Here is an 18906-nt window from a genome sequence, read left to right as displayed (position 1 = left end):
AAAGCTGTGAATAGGCAGCAATTTTCGCATTGGAAAGGGCGCGATCATGGAATCGGGATCACCGTTTGAGCGGCCGCTCGGCTATGTCGTCCTGTGTCGCGCCCAGAACGGCGGAACCAATCCGGCGGTTTACTCGCCCTTCGCCATGGAACAGATGGACGAAGTCGCGAACAAGGATGTGACCGTACCCCATGGAATATCCCGAGCCGCTGCCGCCGCGCTCCCGGGACTCTGGTACACCCTGCACCTTCCGAGCACCCTCAGCGACCTCGTCGACACACCAGCCAGGATCCTCAAAGCGGCCCAGCAGCTGAAGCTCGACCATCACATCCTGCTCCTACCGATTGACGTGTTCGATGCAAGATACGTCGACGGATTCTTCCGTGGGCTCCATCGCACACTAGTGGTGTGCCCCGACGACTTGCTGGAAGAGGCCCGACAACGCTCCAAGACTATGGACTTCGCTCTGCCTGCAGTGGGCTACGCCTCCCTAGGCGACGAAAGCCTTACCGCACACTGGAAGGCGATCCACCGTCACTTCGTCCCAGACAGCGAGCCGCTGGGGAACGCACTCACCCTGACTCGACGCCTGGATCTCGCTCCTGTCCTACTACCCCACCGAAGGCTCGCAAGGCAGATGGGGTGGGCTGACGACCTCGCCGAGCCTTCGCTGGATAATGGCGCCGACGGGCTGGCCTTACGAGCGGTGCACGGGCAGATCCTCCTCGCTACAATTGCTCGGCTGGAAAGTGAGCAAACATCGCGGGAAGTCGCCGAACAGCGCTTCGACAGCACACTAGACGAAGAAGCGCGAAGTCTCAGATTCCCCTTGACGCTCGCGCTACCAGGAGTTGCTGTCGCCTACTCACGCACGGCATATAGCAGCGAACTGCGCAGCCACAGTTCCCCTCTCAGTAGCGAAGTTGAACCCAACGTCTGGTCCGTGGCACTTCACGAGCGTTCCGACAGCGCGGTAGAAGACGCCGCCATCGAGTTCGCCGCGACACATCACGCCGTTGCCACAAACGGGCTTGGGCTAATGATGCCGCCCGTCCCCCGGGATGCCTTCGTGGCTTTGGCCGAACTGGAACGACACTTCATCGGCAACGAGAACCCCGCCAGCGTTCGCAGGCTGATGGCACGTCTCGACGCTGCCGCCAGCTGCGTTTGGAGCGAGGACGTCGTCGAGCTGATCAAACGGGCGTCGCAGTTAACGGTGTTCTCCAACTTCCCCCTCGGCCTCCTAACCTTGCCCGGCGACACCTCCCCGCTGACTGCACGGTTGCCCCTTACCTACCGCCCGCTTACTCCGTTGATCCGCACCCTCCAGCACGAGACCAACACGCCCTCAAGCGTCAACCTCAATGGCAGAGTGAGGGTCCTCATCGCAGAATGCATACCTACCAGTGACCCTGTGGGCCGACTCTCGCGCCAGGGCTGGAAGGTCGCGAAGGAGACCGCCCAGGAAGCGGGCGATGCGCTCAAGATCGATGAGGTCGAAACACTCACCCCAGATGCCCTCCGCCACGCCGTCACCGAGTACCGCCCGGACTTTCTGATCATCAGCGCACACGGCTCATTCAGGGGCAACGTAGCCGGGCTCGTCATCGGCGACAAGCTATGCCTGGAACTCGGCCTCGGCCCCGGGGATACGCCTCCCGTCGTAATGCTCAGCGCCTGTCATGTCGCCCCTAGGGGCGCTGGCGCAGTCAGCGTGACCGACCTGCTACTCCGCGAAGGTGTGCTCGCCGTACTTGGCACACAGGTCCCGGTGCGTGTCGACCGCAACGCAATGCTTATGGTCCGCTTCCTCGCGAACGTAGTCGAGGAACTGAAACACCCGGGCCATTTTGCAACGCTTCTCGACGTGTGGCACCACGTGCAGGCCGGCAACGCCATCAACGACATCCTGGGCGCCAGCAGGTCGCTGCAGAACTGGGCCATAAAAGACAGCGGCAGCAGCATCCCGGTACTGACGGACTTCATGATGAACAGATCCAAGGGGCGCCTCCAAAGGGGGCGTATCTACGAGGACACCGAGCGCGTGCTAGCCGAAATCGCGGACGAAATGGGCATGGGCTCCAAGGTTCGGAACTGGTTCCGTAGGCCCGGCTATGTGCCGGAGTCGATGTTCTACCTGTTTGTCGGCCGCCCTGAGCGCATCCACCTGGGGCACGTGGCGAGCCGCGTGGAGAGCTTTCGCCTGCGCCCTTGAACCACGGCGCCCCCACAGGATCCGAGTTGCCACTCTAAACGCAACACAGCAGTCCGCACACAGTCCGCAGGACACCCAGTCAAGACCGTCGCACCCCATCCCCAGCCAACAGCAAAAGGCCAGGTCAGCAACCTGCAGCGATCAACGCTGCAGGTCGCCGACCCGGCCCATTACTAGGAGACCAAGAAGGCGTGATCCACGCCTGGGCTTGTCCGACCCCCGGTCTCGCGGGTCGCATCGGCCTACTTGCCGCACCCGGTCCGGACAGGACACCGTCCGGACCGGGTGCGGTCAGTTTTTCATCTGCCGGTCGGGCTCGTCCGACGGGGGCCGTGGACGGTTTCAAGCCGTCGCGACCGAGTTGCGCAGAGCCCGTGCCAGGTCGCCCGGCTGGGAGAACACCGGTTCGGGACTCACGTCGTCCCAGGCCCGCGCCCCGGGCCACGTACCTGCCACCCACGCGTGATCCGCCGGGCCTCGACGTAGCCCCACGGCCCGGGAACCGGTCGTCAGCCGACTAGCGCCTGCCAGGTCACCGGGCCCGCCTCGCCGTCGACGACCAGCCGGTTGACGCCCTGGTACGTGCGCACGGCGGTCGTCGTGACCGCTCCGAACGTACCGTCGACAGCCAGGCCTGCACTACGCCTGTTCAACGCGGTCTGCAGCGCCCGGACATGAGAGCCGCCGCTGCCCTGACGCAGCGTGTAGACGAGATGCGGCCAGGTCGCCGGGCCCACCTGACCGTCGGCCACCAGGCCCTTGGCATTCTGGAAGCGCTTGACGGCGTCGGACGACACCGTGCCGTACTGCCCGTCGGCGACCAGACCGTAGCCGCGCTGCGTCATCAGCTGCTGCGTCACGACGACCGTCGCGCCGCTCGCTCCGGGGTCGATCCTGGGCCAGCCGCCACCCAGGTCCACACCCCGGGCGGCCAGGAAGGCGACGGGGGCGACCGTGACGCCGAGCCCTCCGGAGTGTGTCTCGAAGTGCAGGTGGGGCCCCGTCACATTGCCGGTGGCTCCCATGTCGCCGATGCGCTGACCGGCGGCGACCGTGGCATTGAGCGCGACCCGGTAGGCGCTGAGATGGCCGTAGTAGGTGTACTGGCCGCCGCCGTGCGAAAGGACCAGGGCGTTGCCGGTCCGGCCGGTGAGCCCGCCTCCCCACGAACGGCGGACGACCGTGCCGGCCGCCGCCGCGTACACCCCGGTGCCCGTCGAGTTCGAGACGTCCTGACCCGCGTGCGCGGCACCGCCTCTGGGCGCACCGTAGTGACCGCCGGCGGGGAAGCGGCCCAGGGCCGGATTGGCCCACTTGCCGTTCTTCGCCGAAGCCGTCGCCGCAGAGGCCGTCGTCGCTCCGGTCGGCAGACCCACCGCGGCAAGGCCGAAGCCGAGCCCCAGCCCGGCCATCAGGCCGCGGCGGGACAGGCCGCCGCCCCGCTCCGTCCCGTCCGCCGTCGTCGCCTCGGCCGCTGTTGCGCAGGAATCGCACATTTTCGCTCCCTCAGGGCTGCTGAATCGGGCACGTGTTGCCGAGGGCAGCTTTGGGGATTGCACGCCGAAAGCCGCCCGCTTCGACGCTACGGAAGCGAGGTCTGCCCGGTCATGGGCCCGGGGGCCCTGAGCGGGCCCAGCCGCCGCGACCGGTGGGCCCGCTCAGGCTCCCGGAGACGGCCTGGCTGTCGGGGTCCTCCTGGAGACAGTCGGCCGGGCTGCGGTCATGGGCCCAGGGGCCCTGGGCGGGCCCAGTGGCGGGGCCGGTGGGCCCGCTCAGGCTCCCGGGAGGAGGTGCCGACAGCTCTCCGGGTTCTCCTGGAGGAAGGTGGCCAGGCCCCGGGCCGGGTGGCCGGTGAGCGTGGGGACGGCATCGGAGACGGTGTCCAGCTCACCGGCCGCGATCGCCTCGTACGACGTGACCCAGCCGGCTACTTCCCACTCCGGGGCCCCGTAGTGGGCGCGGGAGGCGTAGGCCTCCTCCCTGGTCTCGGGCACGTACCGGATCGTGCGGCCGGTGCACCGGCTCAGCTCTTCGGCCGCCTCGGCCAGGGTGAACGCTTCGGGCCCCGTGAGGTCGTACGTCGCGCCGTCGTGGACGGTTCCCTCGTCCAGCAGGACGGCTGACGCCGCGTCCGCGATGTCCTCGTGGGAAACGGCCGAGACCCGTCCCTCGCCACCGGGACCGCGCAGGGTCCCGTCGGGCCCGGTCATCGCGGGGATCGCCGCGAGATACCAGCTGTCGCGGAGGAAGGTGTGGCGCGCGCCGGTCATCCTCAGGTGCGCCTCGGTGTGCCAGTGGTCGCGCGCGAACGTGAACGTCGCGTCCGGAGCCGCACCGAGGAACGACACGTACACGATGCGCTCGACGCCCGCGGCGAGGGCCGCGTCCACCGCCGTGGTGTGCTCCAGAACCCGGTCCGGACTCTCGTGCGCCGAGACGAGGAACAGGGTGTGCGCACCGTCGAGCGCGCGGCGCATCGCCTCGCCGTCGCCGTACGCGGCGGCTGGAGCGGCGACCGCGCCGGGCAGCCGGGGCAGCCGGGAGGGGTTCCGGCCCAGGAGACGCACGGGCACGCCGGTCCGGGCCAGCCGTGCGGCCACCCGGCCGCCGACCGCCCCGCCGGCGCCCGTCACCGCTACGAGAGAGCTGATCATCCCGCCTCGCCCTCCTCCTGTGCCATGTGCCTGGCCCAGGAGCGCACTTCGACGACGGCACTCGCCGGCAGCGGCCCGTAGATGTGCGGGAACTCCTCGCCACCGGGCTCCATGGCCTCGTACCGGACGGGTGCCGGGAGACGGCCGGGGTCGATGACCAGGACCACCAGGCCCTCGTCGTCGGACCCGTACAACGCCCGTGCCACAGCCGGGAGCTGATGGGGCAGCGAGCAGTGGATGAACCCCTCCTCCCGCAGGGTGCGGCCACGGGTGGACATCTCGTACGTCCCGGCTCTGCGGGCGGCCTCCCACAGGGGCTCTTCCGTGAGGTGCAGCAACTGTTCGGTCATCGGGCCACGCTAAGGGCTTTCGGGCGCGCCGAGGAGCTTCGCCTCGGTCTGCGCGTCGAGACCGACCGAGGGCCGGTCCGGCCGCTGCGGGGCGGTCCCTCCCCGTTCGCGCAGCCAGGCCCAGGTGTCGGCGACGGTGTCGCCGACCGGTCTGCAGCGCAGACCGGCTGCGTGCGCCTTGGCGACATCACCCATGTGCAGGGTGTCGTAGAGCTCTCCGGCGGGCAGCCAGACCGGCAGGTCGGTCCATGGCTCGACGCCTGCCGCGAGGAGCACTTCGGGTTCGGTCCAGCGCAGTTGGGCGCGGGAACCGGTCACCTGGACGCAGGCTTCCAGAAACTCGCCCATGGTCGTGTGCCCCGGGTGACTCACGGTGTTGTACGCGCCTGCCAGTCCGTTCGACGCCGCGTCGAGGAGCCAGTCCGCCAGGTCACGCGCGTCGATGTACTGGAGCGCGGCATCCGCCGGCCCCGGCGCGATGACGGGCCCGCCCCTGGCCGTCCGGCCCAGCCACCACGGCAGACGGCCGATGTTCTCCCCCGGGCCGAGGATCAGCCCGGCCCGCGCCAGCAGGGCACGGTCGCCGAAGGCGTCGAGCGCCGCGAGCTCCCCGCCGCGCTTGGCCTCGGCGTACGGGGTGTCCGCTCCGGCGTCCGGGGAGGCGCCGGCCACCAGTGGCCCGTCCTCCGCGAGCCCCGCGGGGGTGGGATAGGCGTACACCGACCTGCTGGAGACATAGCTGAAGTGTCCCGCTCTGCCCGACAGGAGCCGGGCGGCGTCCCGGACGGCCGAGGGTGCGCCGCTCCATGTGTCGACCACCAGGTCCCAGGTGCCGTCGGCCAGCGCGGCGAGCCCCGCCCCGCCCGTCGTCCGGTCGCCGGTCAGCGTCCGGACTCCGGCAGGGGCGGCGTGGCGGCCCCGGTGGAAGACGGTGACCTCCCAGCCCCGCCCGAGAGCGGCGTCGGTGACCGCGCGTCCGACGAATTCCGTACCGCCGAGCATCAAGAGCTTCATACGGTGATCGTGCCCGGCGCAGCAGGTGTTGGGAACCGGACCTCGCTGTCGGCAGAACGGGGAACTTTCCGCCTCAGGCCGTGTGGGCCAGGGGGCTGCGATGACGCAGCAGCCACCGGTGGTACTCCTCGGCCCGCCGAGCCGCGTCGCGGTAGGCCGCCTCCAGTTCCTCGTACACGGCGTCCGTGTCCGCACCCGGCCGCGAGACCAGCAGCAGCCGCACCGCCAGGGGGTCACCGCGCAGAGGGCGGATCGCCATGTCCTCACGGGGAACCGTGGTCGGCTGGCAGGGGGCGACCGCCTCACCGAGCACGACGAGGGAAGCCGCCGTGAGGTAGTCGCCGTGCAGGACGGGCGGATCGAGACCCGCGGCGCCGAGGACCCGGCGCACCCCGTCCCACTCACCGTCCACCGAGGGGTCGACCATCCACCGGTCCCCCGCCAGGTCGTCGAGGTCCACGACCGGCTGTCCGGCCGCGGGGTGGTCGCTGGCCAGCGAGATGAACTGCGGTTCGCGTTCGAGGAGTACGCGCTGGTTCAGTCCGTCCGGAACGGCGAGCGGGCACCCCTCCACCTCGTGCACGAAGGCCACGTCGAGCCGGCCGGCCGCCACCGCGCCCAGCAGCGCCCGGGCCGACACATCCACCCGGAGCGAGATGTCCGTGCCGGGCAGCCTCACCCGCAGTCCGCGCAGCCAGCCGCCGATGACGCGGCTCCCGGTGGAGCCGATCCGCAGGCAGGGGCCACCGGCCCGGGCGGCCTCGGCCTCCGCCGTCGCGGCGCCGACCAGAGCGGACATGCCGTCCACCAGGGGACGGGCGCGGCTGAGGACGGCACGCCCCAGGAGCGTCGGCAGGCAGCCCGTCCGCTCCCGGCGGAACAGCTCAGCGCCCATGGTCTTCTCGATCCGCTGGAGCTGGGTCGTCAAGGAGGGCTGGCTGACGCCCAGCCGCCGTGCCGCCTGGTGAAGGCTGCCCGTGTCGGCGATGGCGCAGAGCGCCCTGAGGTGTCTCACCTCGAGCTCCATGACGGCGAGCGTATGACTGTTCGTACGTGGACACCAGATGTCCCAACCCCCACCAACCGGGCCGATTCAGGGGGTGTCGGGGCGACCGGCACGTGGTGATCCTGTGTGCTTCCTGTCCGGGCGATAGGGCGGCGCTATCGCCGGTTGACATCATCCGCCGCGGGCCCGGCTGCCCCGACACTCTCTCCGTACCCCCCACCCGTTCCCCGTCCGCCTCCGGACGGGGTTCATCGGACAGGTAGGAGACACCCCCCATGAGGCACTTCAGGACAGCTGTCATGTCGGCCGTTGCTGGTCTCGGACTCGCCGCCGCGCTGGGCACCACCCCCGCGGTCGCCGCCGCTCCGGCTCCCGTGCCCACGGCCGGCGTGGCCTCGGCGCAGGCCGGGTACGCCGCGTACGCCGGTTCGAGCGAGAACGCCGCCGCGAACAAGGCGTTCTTCGACGCCGTCATGAAATCGGTCGCCGAGAAGCGGGCCGCGAACCCGGGCGCCGCAGCCGTCACCGTGATCTACAGCACCACCAACGCCCCGAGCTTCCGCAGCCAGATAGCCAGCAGCACGAGCATCTGGAACAGCTCGGTCAGCAACGTCAAGCTGCAGGAGGGGTCGAACCCCGACTTCACCTACCGCGAGGGCAACGACTCCCGGGGTTCGTACGCGAGCACGAACGGGCACGGCAGCGGCTACATCTTCCTCGACTACGCCCAGAACCAGCAGTACAACTCGACCCGGGTCACGGCTCATGAGACCGGGCATGTGCTGGGGCTGCCGGACCACTACACCGGTCCGTGCAGCGAGCTCATGTCGGGTGGTGGCCCCGGCACGTCCTGCACGAACGCGACTCCGAACGCGACCGAGCGCTCGCGGGTGAACAGCCTCTGGCAGAACGGCCTCGCGGCTGCCCTCGCCCGCACCGCGTCCTGACAGCACGGCGCCACCGGCGCAGGGGCCGTTCCGCGACAGCGGGGCGGCCCCACGGGCACGTCCGGGGCCTGGGGCCGGTCCGGACCGCCCGGGCGGGGCTCAGGCGAGTTCGAGCGGGAAGGCGCCCCGATGGCCCGTGCCGGCCCCGTGTGCCGGGCGCGGTTCGAACTCCCGGCAGCTCCATATCTCCTGGACGAATCCGGTACGCCGGTCCCAGAGGTCCGCGACGTCGCCCCCACCCGACGCATCGCGGTACGCGTCCTTCGCGCCGCGGAAGCAGGCGAGCCCGCCGGACAGACCGCGGGCCGGGGCCGGGAAGTAGTCGGACAAGGCGCAGGCTATGCACGTCTGCAGATGCATGTCCTGCGGCATGATCCGCTGGACCGTCGCCAGCGCCGCGGCGAAGTCGCCCTCGGCGCGGTTCGACTCGTACACCGCCCCGTCCAGATGGAGGGCGAGATACAGATCCGGGTCCGTCCTGCGCAGGGACAGCAGGCAGCTGAGCGTGGCCTGGCGGACCGTCCCGGCCACGAGGACCGGGAGCGGGAGGTCCCACTCCAGGACGCAGTCGTCGAGCACGCCGTCCACCAGGTCGAACAGCCCCTCCTGGAGAGGCGTACCCGAGACGGGACCCAGAGCGTCGAAGCTCTCGCCCTCGAAGTCCGTGCCCCGGACGCGGATACGGAGCTGCTGTCCGTCCGTGGTGAGAATGACGGCCTCGGAACCCTGACGGTCCCGGTACCAGCCTGCCCACGACTCATCTGTCATGAGCAGGGACTGTAGCCCGTGCCCCCGGGCCCTCCCCGTGGCACCCCCTTCCGCACCTCCGGTGCCCGATCCCGGTCATCCGTCCTGGGGTTCACGCCACATGGGCCACATCGACGGGCCCCCGGGAAGGTCGACGGTCCGCCCCGTGAAGGTGAACCCGAGCCGTTCGTAGAGACCGCGGCTGCGCGCGCTGCTCGCCTCCAGATAGGCGGGGGTCCCCTCCCGGTCGCATCGCTCCAGGACCCCCCTCATCAGCGCTTCACCTATACCGTCCCCCTGGCGCTCAGGAGAGACGCCGATCATCAACAGGTACTCGTGCGCGCGGTGATGGGGGTGTACGGCACCCGTGAGCCTCCCCACCAGCTCGGCCCTCTCGTTGTCGGGATCCGCGGTCTCCCGCATGAGCGCGGGGGTGTCGTCGTCCTCCGGCGCGCCCGCCGGCACGGAGAGCCAGAGAGCCGTGGCCGTCCCGTCCTCCAGCAGGTCGATCCGGCCTCCTTCCAGCGTGACGTCGGCGAAGACCCCGAGGAACTTCCCGTGCACCGCCCGCCGGTGCTCCTCGTCGGGGAAGACCCAGCTGCTCACCGGGTCGTCGTGGAAGGCCTGTTCAAGGATCCGTACGACCTGATCCCTGTCCCGCTCGTCCGCCTGCCGTACGCGCACACCCATGACCGGCCCCGTCCTCTTCGTCCGTGATGGTGGTCCCAACCGACGCACGGAATCCTAGAGTTGGCCCTCGAAGCCGGTCACGGGCGGCCCGGTCAGTGCGTTCTGCGCGTGACGAACTCGGCGAGGGCCAGCAGTTCTCCGGCGTCGGCGGGCGCCGGCAGTGCACGGGACAGGTGGTGGACGGCACGGGCCATCCGGTCCGCCGCGGCGATCTGGGCCCAGTCCCGGCCACCGGCCCGGTCGACGGCGTCGGCGGCGCTCCGCACCTCCGCCGGTGTGTTCATGGCACCCCGGTAGAGGGCGGCGAGCTCGGCGGCGGCGGGGGCGTCCGACGTGAGTGCCGCCACCACCGGCAGGGACTTCTTGTGGGCGGTCAGGTCCGCCCCGACCGGTTTGCCCGTGCGGGCCGTGTCCCCCCAGATGCCGATCAGGTCGTCGATGAGCTGGAAGGCGAGACCCGCCTCCCGGCCGAAGCCGTCCATGGCGTCGACCTCCCGTTCCCCCGCTCCGGCGTACAGCGCCCCCAGAGCGCAGGCGCAGCCCAGCAGTGCGCCCGTCTTGGCCATGGCCATGGCCAGGCACTCGTCCAGCGTGACGTCGTCGGGGCCGCGCTCCTCCAGGGCGCAGTCGGCCTGCTGTCCCGCACAGAGTTCGATCACGCAGGTCGAAAGCCGCGTCGCGGCCTGTCCGGATGCCGGGTGCGGGTCGTTCGCCAACAGCCGCAGAGCGAGGGCGAGCAGGGCGTCACCTGTGATGACGGCGTCCGGCACACCGAACAGCGCCCAGGCCGTGGGCCGGTGCCGCCGGGTGGTGTCCTCGTCGATGACGTCGTCGTGGAGCAGGGTGAAGTTGTGCGCGAGCTCCACTGCGACGGCCGCCCGCATCGCTGCCTGGGCATCCCCTCCCAGCGCACGGGCGGCGGCCAGGACGAGCGCGGGCCTCATGGCCTTGCCGGCCTGCCCGGAGGCGGGCGTACCGTCGGCGTTCTGCCAGCCGAAGTGGTACATGGCGACCCGGCGTATCGCCCCCGGCAGCGTTTCGACGGCTGCCCGCAGGTGCGGGTCGACGGCGTTGCGGGTGTGCTCCAGGAGCACGGCGGCCTTGTGCCCCTCCATCTCGGTATCCGTACTGGTCATGGTCATGGTCACTCCTTCCGGGCACCCCGGGGGGGCACCTTGGTCGCGGCGGCCTGCCGGGGGCCGGGCGGCTGCCGCCCGGCCCCCGGGGAGCGTCACCGCCAGCGGCTCACCTCCACGTTCTCCAGGACGCCGAGGGCGTCGGGCACGAGGACGGCGGCGGAGTAGTAGGCCGTCACGAGGTACGAGATGATCGCCTGCTCGTCGATGCCCATGAAGCGGACCGAGAGACTCGGCTCGATCTCGTCCGGGATGCCGCTCTGCTGGAGCCCGATGACGCCCTGATCGGCCTCGCCGGTCCTCATGCAGATGATCGATGTGGTACGGGCGTCGGTGACCGGGATCTTGTTGCACGGGAAGATCGGCACCCCCCGCCAGGCAGGCACGTGATGCCCCCCGACCTCGACGCTCTCCGGCACCAGGCCCCGCCTGTTGCACTCCCGGCCGAACGCGGCGATGGCGCGCGGATGGGCGAGGAACAGCTTCGATCCGCGCCTCCGCGACAGGAGTTCGTCCATGTCGTCGGGGCCGGGCGCCCCGTCGTGGGGCTGGAGCCGCTGCCCGTAGTCGCAGTTGTTGAGCAGCCCGAACTCCCGGTTGTTGATGAGCTCGTGCTCCTGGCGCTCACGCAGCGCCTCGACCGTGAGCCGCAACTGCTGCTCGGTCTGGTTCATCGGCTGGTTGTAGAGGTCGGCCACCCGGCTGTGGACCTTCAGCACCGTCTGGGCGACGCTCAGTTCGTACTCGCGGGGCGCCGACTCGTAGTCGACGAAGGTGTGCGGGACGACGCTCTCCCCCACGTGTCCCGCCGAAAGGTCGATCTCCGCCTCGCCGTACTTGTTGGTGCGCTGGTGCGGGATGGCGAGCAGCCCGGCGAGATGGTCGCGGAGCGAGTCCGCGCGGGCAGCGAGGTTCAGGACATCGGACCGGCGCAAGGTCAGAAGCGTGCAGGCGGTCACCGCACGGGCCGTGTACTCCCAGGTGGCGTCGCCGTCGACCAGGACGTGGTCGCCGAAGTAGGCGCCGTCGGCCAGGACCCCGAGCACCGTCTCGTCGCCGTACGGCCCGCTGCCGATCTTCTCGACCTTGCCGTGGGCCAGCAGATGCACCCGGTCCGCCGCTTCCCCCGACGCGACGAGCACCTCCCCGGCCGCGACGTCGCGCTGTTCACACCTGCGCGCCAGCTCGGCCAGTACCTCCTCGTCGCCGAAGTCGCGCAGGGCGGGAAGTTCACCGAGCTCGGCGGGGATGACCGTGACCCGGTCGCCCGTCTGGACGAAAGTCACCCTGCCGTCGCCGACCGAATAGCTCAGCCGGCGGTTCACCCTGTACGTGCCGCCCTGCACCTGCACCCACGGCAGCATGCGCAGCAGCCACCGCGAGGTGATCTCCTGCATCTGCGGGGCGGACTTGGTCGTCGTCGCGAGGTTCCGCGCAGCCGCTGTGCCGAGACTCTGCTGCGGCGGCTGCGTGTCGCGAACCTCTTCACCAACGGACATCCGACATCCTCTCGATCATGGGCTGACCTGCGAGAAGAAGACTCGCAGCCGGAGGACACCGCGCGCTATTACACAAAAGAGTGTGACTAATCGGGCTTGAGTCGGGGCACGTTCGCCCGCGCTAGGCAGCCGACCGCCCCGAGCTGCATCAGCAACTCGGCGGGACGACACGTCCAGGACTCCGGCCCGACACCACCTCGGCCGTATGCCCGTTACGCCGCCGCGGACGGCCTCCTGGCGTTCTCGCCATGGATACGACAGGCACTCTCGACGAGGCACTCCAGCGGCTGCACCTCAGCGGCCCCGAGCGGCTCGGGCGGCTCACCAACCACGCGCCGATGGCGGTCGAGGCCCTCGCCGCCAACGGCCGGGCGGCGGCCGTGCACCGCTGGCTCGACCTGTACGCGTCGAGACTCGAGGAGTTCCCGGCGTTCGTCGAGACGGTCACGGACGCCAACTGGACCCTCCGCACTGGGCGATCCGCGCCGAGCCGCCGGCTGGATCGCCTACTTCGGACGCGAGCTCGCCGACCGGACCTGGCGCGAGGTGCTCACCCGGTGGTGGCCCCGCCTCCTGCCCGGCATGTACGGCGGATCGACGCATCCGGTCATCCGTGTGGGCCACGCCGTACGCACGCTCCTGGCGGACGAGAGCACCGGGCCGCGCCTGACCGAGCTGGCCCACGGCCTCGGATACTGGGCGGCCCGCCACCACCCCGTGCGGATTCTTGCCCCCGTACCCGGTGCCGACAGTGCTGCGGCGGCACTCGACGCGGTGCCGCCCGTCGCCGGGCGGGAGGGCGGCTTCCCCACCCGGCTCGGCCGGATCAGGAGCCTGCCGGTCTGGGCCGCGACGGTCACAAACCCGGCCGAGGCACACCGACGGCTCACCGAACTGGTCACGGCGGCCACTCACCGGTACGCCACCCACGGCCACGGCGACGCGACGATGCTGGTCCACGCGGCCACGGCGCCCAACGCCGTCCTGCGAACCCTTCCCGCTCTCCCGCGGCCCCTGTGGGTTCCGAGCCTCCAGGCGGCATGGACGGCGTCCGCGGCTGTGACCGCCATGTACGCACCGGCCGCCCCGGTGCGTTACGCCCCACCGGGCACGGTGACGCCCGAGGAGGTCTTCGAACGGGCCCTGGCACACGGTGACGAACACGTCGTCAAGCTGACCGACACGGCCCTGGACGTCGGCGACGAGCAGGCGCTCGCGGCGGCTCTGCGCGCCGTCGAGCTCAGCGAACCGCTGCGGTAGGGCCGTTCGGTGCAGCAGGGGGCACCCGAGGCGACCTTGTCCTGGGGCCGTACGACGGCAAGGGGCGGGCCCGCCGGGGTCCACTCCGCCTCGTCGTGCGCGTAACGGCCCAGCCTGTCCGGGTCGGTGATGACCTTGCTCGCCGGTATCCCGTCAGCTGCGTTCGGCTTCGGCATGGCCGCCGGCCGCCTCTCCTGCTCCCGCGCGCCCCGCATGCGTCACGGGACCGCACCCCCATGACGGCGCGCCCCCTCGCACGTACAGCCAGCGCCCTAAGTTGCATCTCCTATGCAACTTATCTACGCTACCGCCATGCGGCTGACGCGATTCACCGATGTGGCGCTCCGGGTACTGATGCGCCTGGCCGTCACGGCCGAGGGCGAGGACCCGCCGACCACCCGCGAGGTGGCGGCCACCATGCAGGTGCCCTACACCCATGCGGCCAAGGTCGTCGCCCGCCTCCAGCACCTCGGCCTGGTCGACGCACGGCGGGGCCGGGGCGGGGGTCTCTCCCTCACGACCGCCGGCCGGTCGGCCTCGATCGGCTCCCTGGTGAGGGAGCTGGAAGGGCCGGGCGAGGTCGTCGAATGCGAGGGCAGCACCCCGTGCCCCCTGCGTTCCGCCTGCCGGCTCCGCTCCGCGCTACGCCGGGCGGAAGAGGCCTTCCACGCCTCGCTCGACCCGCTCACCGTAAGCGATCTCACCTCCTCCCCCACCGGCCCGCTGCTGCTCGGCATCAGTCGCGGCCGCCCCGCGCCGGCCTGATCCGGCCACACACCCCGCCCCCGAACGCCTGCTGCGCACAGGGGTGGATCGCACTGCCCAAAAATACGCATTCCATATACCAATTAGCTGCCCGGCCGCGGACACGGCCGGCTCACACCCCAGGAGTCACCCGATGCTCTCCGAGACGTCGACCGCCACCGTCCGAGCCACGCTCCCCGCCGTGGGGGCGGCCATCGGGGACATCGCGGACCTCTTCTACCGGAAGCTGTTCGACGCTCACCCCGAGCTGCTCCGGGACCTGTTCAACCGGGGCAACCAGGCTTCCGGAACACAGCGTCAGGCGCTCGCCGGATCCATCGCGGCCTTCGCCACCCAGCTCGTCGAACACCCGGACACCCGGCCCGACGTGATGCTGGGCCGCATCGCGAACAAGCACGCCTCACTGGGCATCACCGCCCCGCAGTACGAGATCGTGCACACACACCTCTTCGCCGCGATCGCAGAGGTACTCGGCGACGCCGTCACTCCCGAGGTGGCCGCGGCCTGGGACGAGGTCTACTGGCTGATGGCCAACGCCCTGATCGCGATCGAGGAACGGCTCTACGCGCAGCAGGGCGTGACGGCGGGGGACGTGTGGCGCGAATGGACGGTGGCCTCCCGCATCGAGGACACCCCTGACGTGGCCACCTTCCGGATCACCCCCTCCGACGGCGCGCCCGCCCCCGCCTTCCGGCCGGGCCAGTACGTCTCCGTCCAGGTGGAACTCCCCGACGGCGCCCGGCAGATACGCCAGTACAGCCTCACCGGGGCACCCGGCGTCGACGAGCGAACCTTCGCGGTCAAGCGGGTACGGGCCGGCGTCGGTCCGGAGGGCGAGGTCTCCGCGCAGCTGCACGCGCGACTGCACCCGGGCGACCGGCTGCGTGTCTCCGCGCCGTACGGCGACCTGGTTCTCGACGGCTCCGACGTACCGCTGCTCCTCGCCTCGGCCGGGATCGGCTGCACTCCGATCCTGTCGATGCTGGAGCACCTGGCGGAGAAGGAGCACCGTTCCCCCGTCGTCGTGGTCCACGGCGACCGGTCGCCCGCCGACCACGCGCTGCGCACGGACCACGCGGCGCTCACCGGCAAGCTTCCCGACGCCGTCGCCCACTTCTGGTACGAGAACCCGGAGCCCGGCCACCCGGCGGAGCTCACCGGCACGGTCGACCTGAGCGGTGTTCCGGTCGCCCCGGGCACCCACGCCTATCTCTGCGGTCCGCTCCCCTTCATGCGCGCCGTCCGTGCCCAGCTGCTGGACAAGGGGGTCGCGGCGGCCGACATCCACTACGAGGTGTTCGGTCCCGACCTCTGGCTCGCCCAGGGCTGAGCACACCCGCACGAGGGCACGCGCGGACTGTCCGGATCAAATCGCACAAGGTGCAAACAGCGCCCGAACAGGTTTGCCGGAGCCTTGCGTTCCGGTAAGAGCGCTGTACGGACACGCTCCCCCGCCGGAAAAGGAGTCGGACATGTCCTCACCCATGTCAGCGAGCAACTTCCTCAAGGCCCTGAAGAACGAGGGACTCACCGTCGTCCAGGTGGGCGACTGGCGTACGCACAACCGCAATCACAAGGGCCCCTGGGGGCCGGTGCACGGTGTGATGCTCCACCACACCGTCACGAAGGGCACGGCCCGCACCGTCGAGATCTGCCGCGACGGACACCCGGGGCTGCCGGGCCCGCTCTGCCACGGCGTGATCGCCAAGGACGGGCGGGTCCATCTCGTCGGCTACGGCCGCGCCAACCACGCCGGCCTCGGCGACGACGACGTCCTGCGCGCCGTGGTCGCCGAGAAGCGACTGCCGTCGGACAACGAGTCCAACACCGACGGGAACCGGCACTTCTACGGCTTCGAGTGCGAGAACCTCGGCGACGGCGAGGACCCCTGGCCCGCCGTCCAGCTCGAGGCCGTCGAGAAGGCGGCGGCGGCGCTCTGCCGCTTCCACGGCTGGGACGCCCCATCGGTCATCGGACACCGGGAGTGGCAGCCCGGCAAGGTCGATCCGCGCGGCTTCTCGATGACGGGCATGCGCAACCGGATCCACGACCGGCTGAAGTAGGGCGGCACGGGGCGGCACACAATGAAGGCATGTACGACGAAGCGCTCGGTCTCTCCCGGCTGCGGCCGGTGCTGCCCTCACCCCTGCAGCCGGCCGAGGACGAGCGCTTCGCACGGCACGGCGTGACGCTGCTGCTCAAGCGGGACGATCTGATCCACCCGGACCTGCCGGGCAACAAGTGGCGCAAACTCGCACCCAATCTCCGGGCCGCCGCCGGCCGCACCGTACTGACCTTCGGCGGGGCCTACTCGAACCACCTCCGGGCCACCGCCGCAGCCGGACGGCTGCTGGGTTTCCCCACCGTCGGCGTCGTACGGGGCGACGAGCTTGCCCACCGGCCGCTGAACCCCTCCCTCGCACAATGCGCGGCCGACGGCATGCGGCTGCACTTCGTGGACCGCGCGACCTACCGCGCGAAGACCTCTCCCGCGGTCCTGGAAGGCCTGCTGAGCCTCTTCGGGGAGTGCGCGGTCATCCCGGAGGGCGGCAGCAACGCGCTCGCGGCACAGGGCTGCACAGAGCTCGGCCGCGAACTGCGCGGCCCGGCCGGCACCGTGGCGGTCGCCTGCGGCACCGGCGGCACCCTCGCGGGCCTGGCCGCCGGGCTCGGCCCCCGGCAGCGCGCCCTCGGTGTCCCCGTCCTGCGCGGCGGCTTCCTGGGAGCGGCGGTGCGTGATCTGCAGCAGGAGGCGTTCGGTGCCCCGGCCGGACAGTGGGCCCTGGACGACCGCTTCCACTTCGGCGGCTACGCCCGCACGACACCCGAGCTGCACGCCTTCGCCGACGACTTCGAGGACCGTCACGGTCTGCCCGTCGAACGGCTCTACGTGGCCAAACTCCTGTACGGGCTGACCGTGCTCGCGGGAGAGGGCGCTTTCGCTCCGGGGCACACGGTCACCGCGGTCGTGACCGGACGGCCCCGGACGCCGGGCGACGGTCAGCCGCCGTCCGACTCCCGGTAGGCGGCGGCCTCCTCCAGGTCCAGCCGGCGCAGCAGGGCACGCAGCATCTCGTCGTCGATCCTCCGTTCGTCCCTGAGGCGTACGAAGACCTCGCGCTCGGCGGCGATCATCTCCCTCGCCAGCCGCCGGTAGGTGTCGTCCGCCGACTCCCCGGTCACCGGGTTCGCCGCCCCGAGCCGTTCCCAGACGGCGTTGCGGCGGCGTTCCATCACGGCGCGCAGCCGTTGGGTCAGGGGATCGGGCAGCGCGTTGACCGGGTCGGCAAGCAGCCCGTCCAGCCGCTCGTCCGCGGCCGCCGACGCCTCGCTCTGCGCCTGCGCCTCGGCCAGCGTCTCGGCGCGTACGTCGCGTCCCGGGAGCTTCAGGACGCGCACCAGGAGGGGCAGGCTGAGTCCCTGGACGACGAGCGTCCCGATGACGGTCGTGAAGGTCAGGAACAGCACCAGGCTGCGCGCGGGGAAGTCCTCCCCCTCGTGCGTGAGCAGGGGGATGGAGAAGGCGATGGCGAGGGAGACGACGCCCCTCATGCCGGCCCAGCCGATGATCAGGGGCGATGTCCAGGGCAGCGGCCCCTCGCGCTCCCGGATGCGCCGGGACAGCCACAGCGGCAGGTAGCTCGCGGGGTACACCCAGACGAAGCGCACGACCACCACGGCGACGAACACGAGGACCGCGTACTGGAGCGCCTCGGTCACGCTGTACGCGCCCAGCTCCCGGAGGACGAAGGGCAGCTGCAGCCCGATCAGCGCGAAGACCGCGGACTCCAGGACGAACGCGACCATCTTCCATACCGCCGCCTCCTGGAGCCGGGTCGCGAAGTCGACCTGCCAGGAGCGGTGCCCCAGGTAGAGCGCGACGATGACCACGGCGAGCACCCCGGAGGCGTGCACCCGTTCCGCGGCCGCGTAGGCCACGAAGGGGATCAGCAGCGACAGGGTGTTCTGCAGCAGCGCCTCCTTGAGGTGGGTGCGCAGCCAGTGCAGCGGAACCATCAGCAGCAGGCCGACGGCGACTCCGCCGACCGACGCCAGCAGGAACTCGCCGATCCCCTCGCCCCAGCTCATGCCCTCGCCGACCGCCGCGGCGAGCACCACCTTGAAGGCGGTGATGGCGGTGGCGTCGTTCACCAGGGACTCCCCCTGGAGGATCGTGGTGAGCCGGGCGGGCAGGCCGACCCGGCGGGCGACCGCCGCGGCGGTGACGGCGTCCGGCGGTGCGATGACGGCGCCGAGCACCAGCGCGGCGGTGAGCGGCAGGTCCGGCACCAGCAGGTAGGCGAGCCAGCCCACCGCGATCGTCGCGAAGAGCACGTACCCGACGGAGAGCAGCGCGACCGGCCGCAGGTTGGCCCGCAGATCCAGGTACGAGCTGTCGACCGCCGCCGTGTACAGCAGCGGCGGCAGCAGCAGGGGCAGCACGATGTGCGCGTCCAGGGTGTAGCTGGGCACTCCGGGCAGGTACGAGGCCAGCAGTCCGGCCGCGACCAGCAGCAGCGGTGCGGGCACCGGTGTCCGGCGGGCGGCCCCGGCGACCACCGCGCTCACCGCGATGAGCGCCACCAGCGGCAATGCGTCCATCTCGCTGTCCTCACATCCGAC

Annotated in this window: 16 protein-coding genes and 1 pseudogene; 7 read left to right on the top strand and 10 right to left on the bottom strand. The window is 70.9% G+C overall.

All coding sequences use genetic code 11. The annotated features are described in order from the left end of the window. Positions 1-46 precede the first annotated feature (46 nt). A complete protein-coding gene (locus tag BFF76_RS01050; protein WP_079122284.1) occupies positions 47-2215 on the top strand; it encodes a CHAT domain-containing protein in 2169 nt (722 codons plus the stop codon). Positions 2216-2724: 509 nt separating this feature from the next. On the opposite strand, the gene BFF76_RS01045 is transcribed toward BFF76_RS01050, so the two are convergent. The 5 genes from BFF76_RS01045 to BFF76_RS01025 all read right to left on the bottom strand — a co-directional run bounded on the left by BFF76_RS01045 (position 2725) and on the right by BFF76_RS01025 (position 7260). After that, the gene (locus BFF76_RS01045) at positions 2725-3711 is read right to left on the bottom strand and encodes a peptidoglycan-binding protein (protein WP_065846715.1); all 987 of its coding nucleotides are present in this window, start codon (positions 3709-3711) and stop codon (positions 2725-2727) included. Between the two features lie 276 nt (positions 3712-3987). Beyond that, positions 3988-4869 carry an SDR family oxidoreductase gene (locus BFF76_RS01040; protein ID WP_031091357.1) on the bottom strand — a complete coding sequence of 294 codons (882 nt, stop codon included), beginning with the start codon at positions 4867-4869 and terminating at the stop codon, positions 3988-3990. Further along, positions 4866-5219, bottom strand: a complete 354-nt coding sequence (locus BFF76_RS01035) for a DUF952 domain-containing protein (protein WP_065846713.1) — start codon at positions 5217-5219, stop codon at positions 4866-4868. The genes BFF76_RS01040 and BFF76_RS01035 overlap by 4 nt, the downstream gene beginning before the upstream one ends. A gap of 9 nt (positions 5220-5228) precedes the next feature. After that, positions 5229-6233, bottom strand: coding sequence for an NAD-dependent epimerase/dehydratase family protein (locus tag BFF76_RS01030; protein WP_244167200.1), 1005 nt, complete (start codon positions 6231-6233; stop codon positions 5229-5231). Positions 6234-6306: 73 nt separating this feature from the next. After that, a complete protein-coding gene (locus BFF76_RS01025) occupies positions 6307-7260 on the bottom strand; it encodes a LysR family transcriptional regulator (RefSeq protein WP_053930461.1) in 954 nt (317 codons plus the stop codon). 254 nt (positions 7261-7514) lie between these two features. On the opposite strand from BFF76_RS01025, the gene snpA reads away from it, so the two are divergent. Then, positions 7515-8186, top strand: a complete 672-nt coding sequence (gene snpA, locus BFF76_RS01020; protein WP_031091349.1) for a snapalysin — start codon at positions 7515-7517, stop codon at positions 8184-8186. Positions 8187-8285: 99 nt separating this feature from the next. Here the strand turns inward: snpA and BFF76_RS01015 are convergent, their stop codons facing one another. From BFF76_RS01015 to BFF76_RS01000, 4 genes are all read right to left on the bottom strand, one after another. Beyond that, positions 8286-8954, bottom strand: coding sequence for a DUF6304 family protein (locus BFF76_RS01015; RefSeq protein WP_065846711.1), 669 nt, complete (start codon positions 8952-8954; stop codon positions 8286-8288). A gap of 75 nt (positions 8955-9029) precedes the next feature. Next, positions 9030-9623, bottom strand: a complete 594-nt coding sequence (locus tag BFF76_RS01010) for a GNAT family N-acetyltransferase (protein WP_031091345.1) — start codon at positions 9621-9623, stop codon at positions 9030-9032. A 92-nt stretch (positions 9624-9715) separates the two neighbouring features. Continuing rightward, positions 9716-10759 (bottom strand): family 2 encapsulin nanocompartment cargo protein polyprenyl transferase, encoded by a 1044-nt coding sequence (locus BFF76_RS01005; protein ID WP_199831580.1) that lies wholly within the window; start codon positions 10757-10759, stop codon positions 9716-9718. A 95-nt stretch (positions 10760-10854) separates the two neighbouring features. Further along, a complete protein-coding gene (locus BFF76_RS01000) occupies positions 10855-12258 on the bottom strand; it encodes a family 2B encapsulin nanocompartment shell protein (protein WP_053930459.1) in 1404 nt (467 codons plus the stop codon). Between the two features lie 248 nt (positions 12259-12506). On the opposite strand from BFF76_RS01000, the pseudogene BFF76_RS00995 reads away from it, so the two are divergent. From BFF76_RS00995 to BFF76_RS00975, 5 genes and pseudogenes are all read left to right on the top strand, one after another. Beyond that, positions 12507-13518, top strand: a pseudogene (locus tag BFF76_RS00995) (questin oxidase family protein). A 312-nt stretch (positions 13519-13830) separates the two neighbouring features. Further along, entirely contained in the window at positions 13831-14283 is a 453-nt protein-coding gene (locus BFF76_RS00990) for an RrF2 family transcriptional regulator (protein ID WP_031091337.1), read from the top strand. 133 nt (positions 14284-14416) lie between these two features. Then, the gene (locus BFF76_RS00985; RefSeq protein WP_053930458.1) at positions 14417-15613 is read left to right on the top strand and encodes a globin domain-containing protein; all 1197 of its coding nucleotides are present in this window, start codon (positions 14417-14419) and stop codon (positions 15611-15613) included. A gap of 142 nt (positions 15614-15755) precedes the next feature. Then, positions 15756-16346, top strand: coding sequence for an N-acetylmuramoyl-L-alanine amidase (locus BFF76_RS00980; protein ID WP_053930457.1), 591 nt, complete (start codon positions 15756-15758; stop codon positions 16344-16346). A gap of 29 nt (positions 16347-16375) precedes the next feature. After that, positions 16376-17308 carry a 1-aminocyclopropane-1-carboxylate deaminase/D-cysteine desulfhydrase gene (locus BFF76_RS00975; protein WP_065846709.1) on the top strand — a complete coding sequence of 311 codons (933 nt, stop codon included), beginning with the start codon at positions 16376-16378 and terminating at the stop codon, positions 17306-17308. Here the strand turns inward: BFF76_RS00975 and BFF76_RS00970 are convergent. Then, the gene (locus BFF76_RS00970; RefSeq protein WP_065846707.1) at positions 17284-18885 is read right to left on the bottom strand and encodes a Na+/H+ antiporter; all 1602 of its coding nucleotides are present in this window, start codon (positions 18883-18885) and stop codon (positions 17284-17286) included. The genes BFF76_RS00975 and BFF76_RS00970 overlap by 25 nt on opposite strands. Between the last annotated feature and the right edge of the window lie 21 nt (positions 18886-18906).

It is taken from the genome of Streptomyces mutomycini (genome assembly GCF_001700505.1).
Classification (GTDB): Bacteria; Actinomycetota; Actinomycetes; order Streptomycetales; family Streptomycetaceae; genus Streptomyces; species Streptomyces mutomycini.
The sequence above is the reverse complement of the archived record's forward strand: the minus strand, read 5'-3'. Positions and strand labels throughout refer to the sequence as shown.

Excerpts from the sequence above, each read along its gene's own strand:
- BFF76_RS01040 (WP_031091357.1), bottom strand. The coding sequence starts at position 4,869 with ATGATCAGCTCTCTCGTAGCGGTGACGGGCGCCGGCGGGGCGGTCGGC.
- BFF76_RS01045 (WP_065846715.1), bottom strand. The coding sequence starts at position 3,711 with ATGTGCGATTCCTGCGCAACAGCGGCCGAGGCGACGACGGCGGACGGG.
- BFF76_RS00980 (WP_053930457.1), top strand. The coding sequence starts at position 15,756 with ATGTCCTCACCCATGTCAGCGAGCAACTTCCTCAAGGCCCTGAAGAAC.
- BFF76_RS01050 (WP_079122284.1), top strand. The coding sequence starts at position 47 with ATGGAATCGGGATCACCGTTTGAGCGGCCGCTCGGCTATGTCGTCCTG.
- BFF76_RS01005 (WP_199831580.1), bottom strand. The coding sequence starts at position 10,759 with ATGACCAGTACGGATACCGAGATGGAGGGGCACAAGGCCGCCGTGCTC.
- BFF76_RS01015 (WP_065846711.1), bottom strand. The coding sequence starts at position 8,954 with ATGACAGATGAGTCGTGGGCAGGCTGGTACCGGGACCGTCAGGGTTCC.
- BFF76_RS00970 (WP_065846707.1), bottom strand. The coding sequence starts at position 18,885 with ATGGACGCATTGCCGCTGGTGGCGCTCATCGCGGTGAGCGCGGTGGTC.
- snpA (WP_031091349.1), top strand. The coding sequence starts at position 7,515 with ATGAGGCACTTCAGGACAGCTGTCATGTCGGCCGTTGCTGGTCTCGGA.
- BFF76_RS01030 (WP_244167200.1), bottom strand. The coding sequence starts at position 6,233 with ATGAAGCTCTTGATGCTCGGCGGTACGGAATTCGTCGGACGCGCGGTC.
- BFF76_RS01035 (WP_065846713.1), bottom strand. The coding sequence starts at position 5,219 with ATGACCGAACAGTTGCTGCACCTCACGGAAGAGCCCCTGTGGGAGGCC.
- BFF76_RS00990 (WP_031091337.1), top strand. The coding sequence starts at position 13,831 with ATGCGGCTGACGCGATTCACCGATGTGGCGCTCCGGGTACTGATGCGC.
- BFF76_RS01025 (WP_053930461.1), bottom strand. The coding sequence starts at position 7,260 with ATGGAGCTCGAGGTGAGACACCTCAGGGCGCTCTGCGCCATCGCCGAC.
- BFF76_RS00975 (WP_065846709.1), top strand. The coding sequence starts at position 16,376 with ATGTACGACGAAGCGCTCGGTCTCTCCCGGCTGCGGCCGGTGCTGCCC.
- BFF76_RS01000 (WP_053930459.1), bottom strand. The coding sequence starts at position 12,258 with ATGTCCGTTGGTGAAGAGGTTCGCGACACGCAGCCGCCGCAGCAGAGT.
- BFF76_RS00985 (WP_053930458.1), top strand. The coding sequence starts at position 14,417 with ATGCTCTCCGAGACGTCGACCGCCACCGTCCGAGCCACGCTCCCCGCC.
- BFF76_RS01010 (WP_031091345.1), bottom strand. The coding sequence starts at position 9,623 with ATGGGTGTGCGCGTACGGCAGGCGGACGAGCGGGACAGGGATCAGGTC.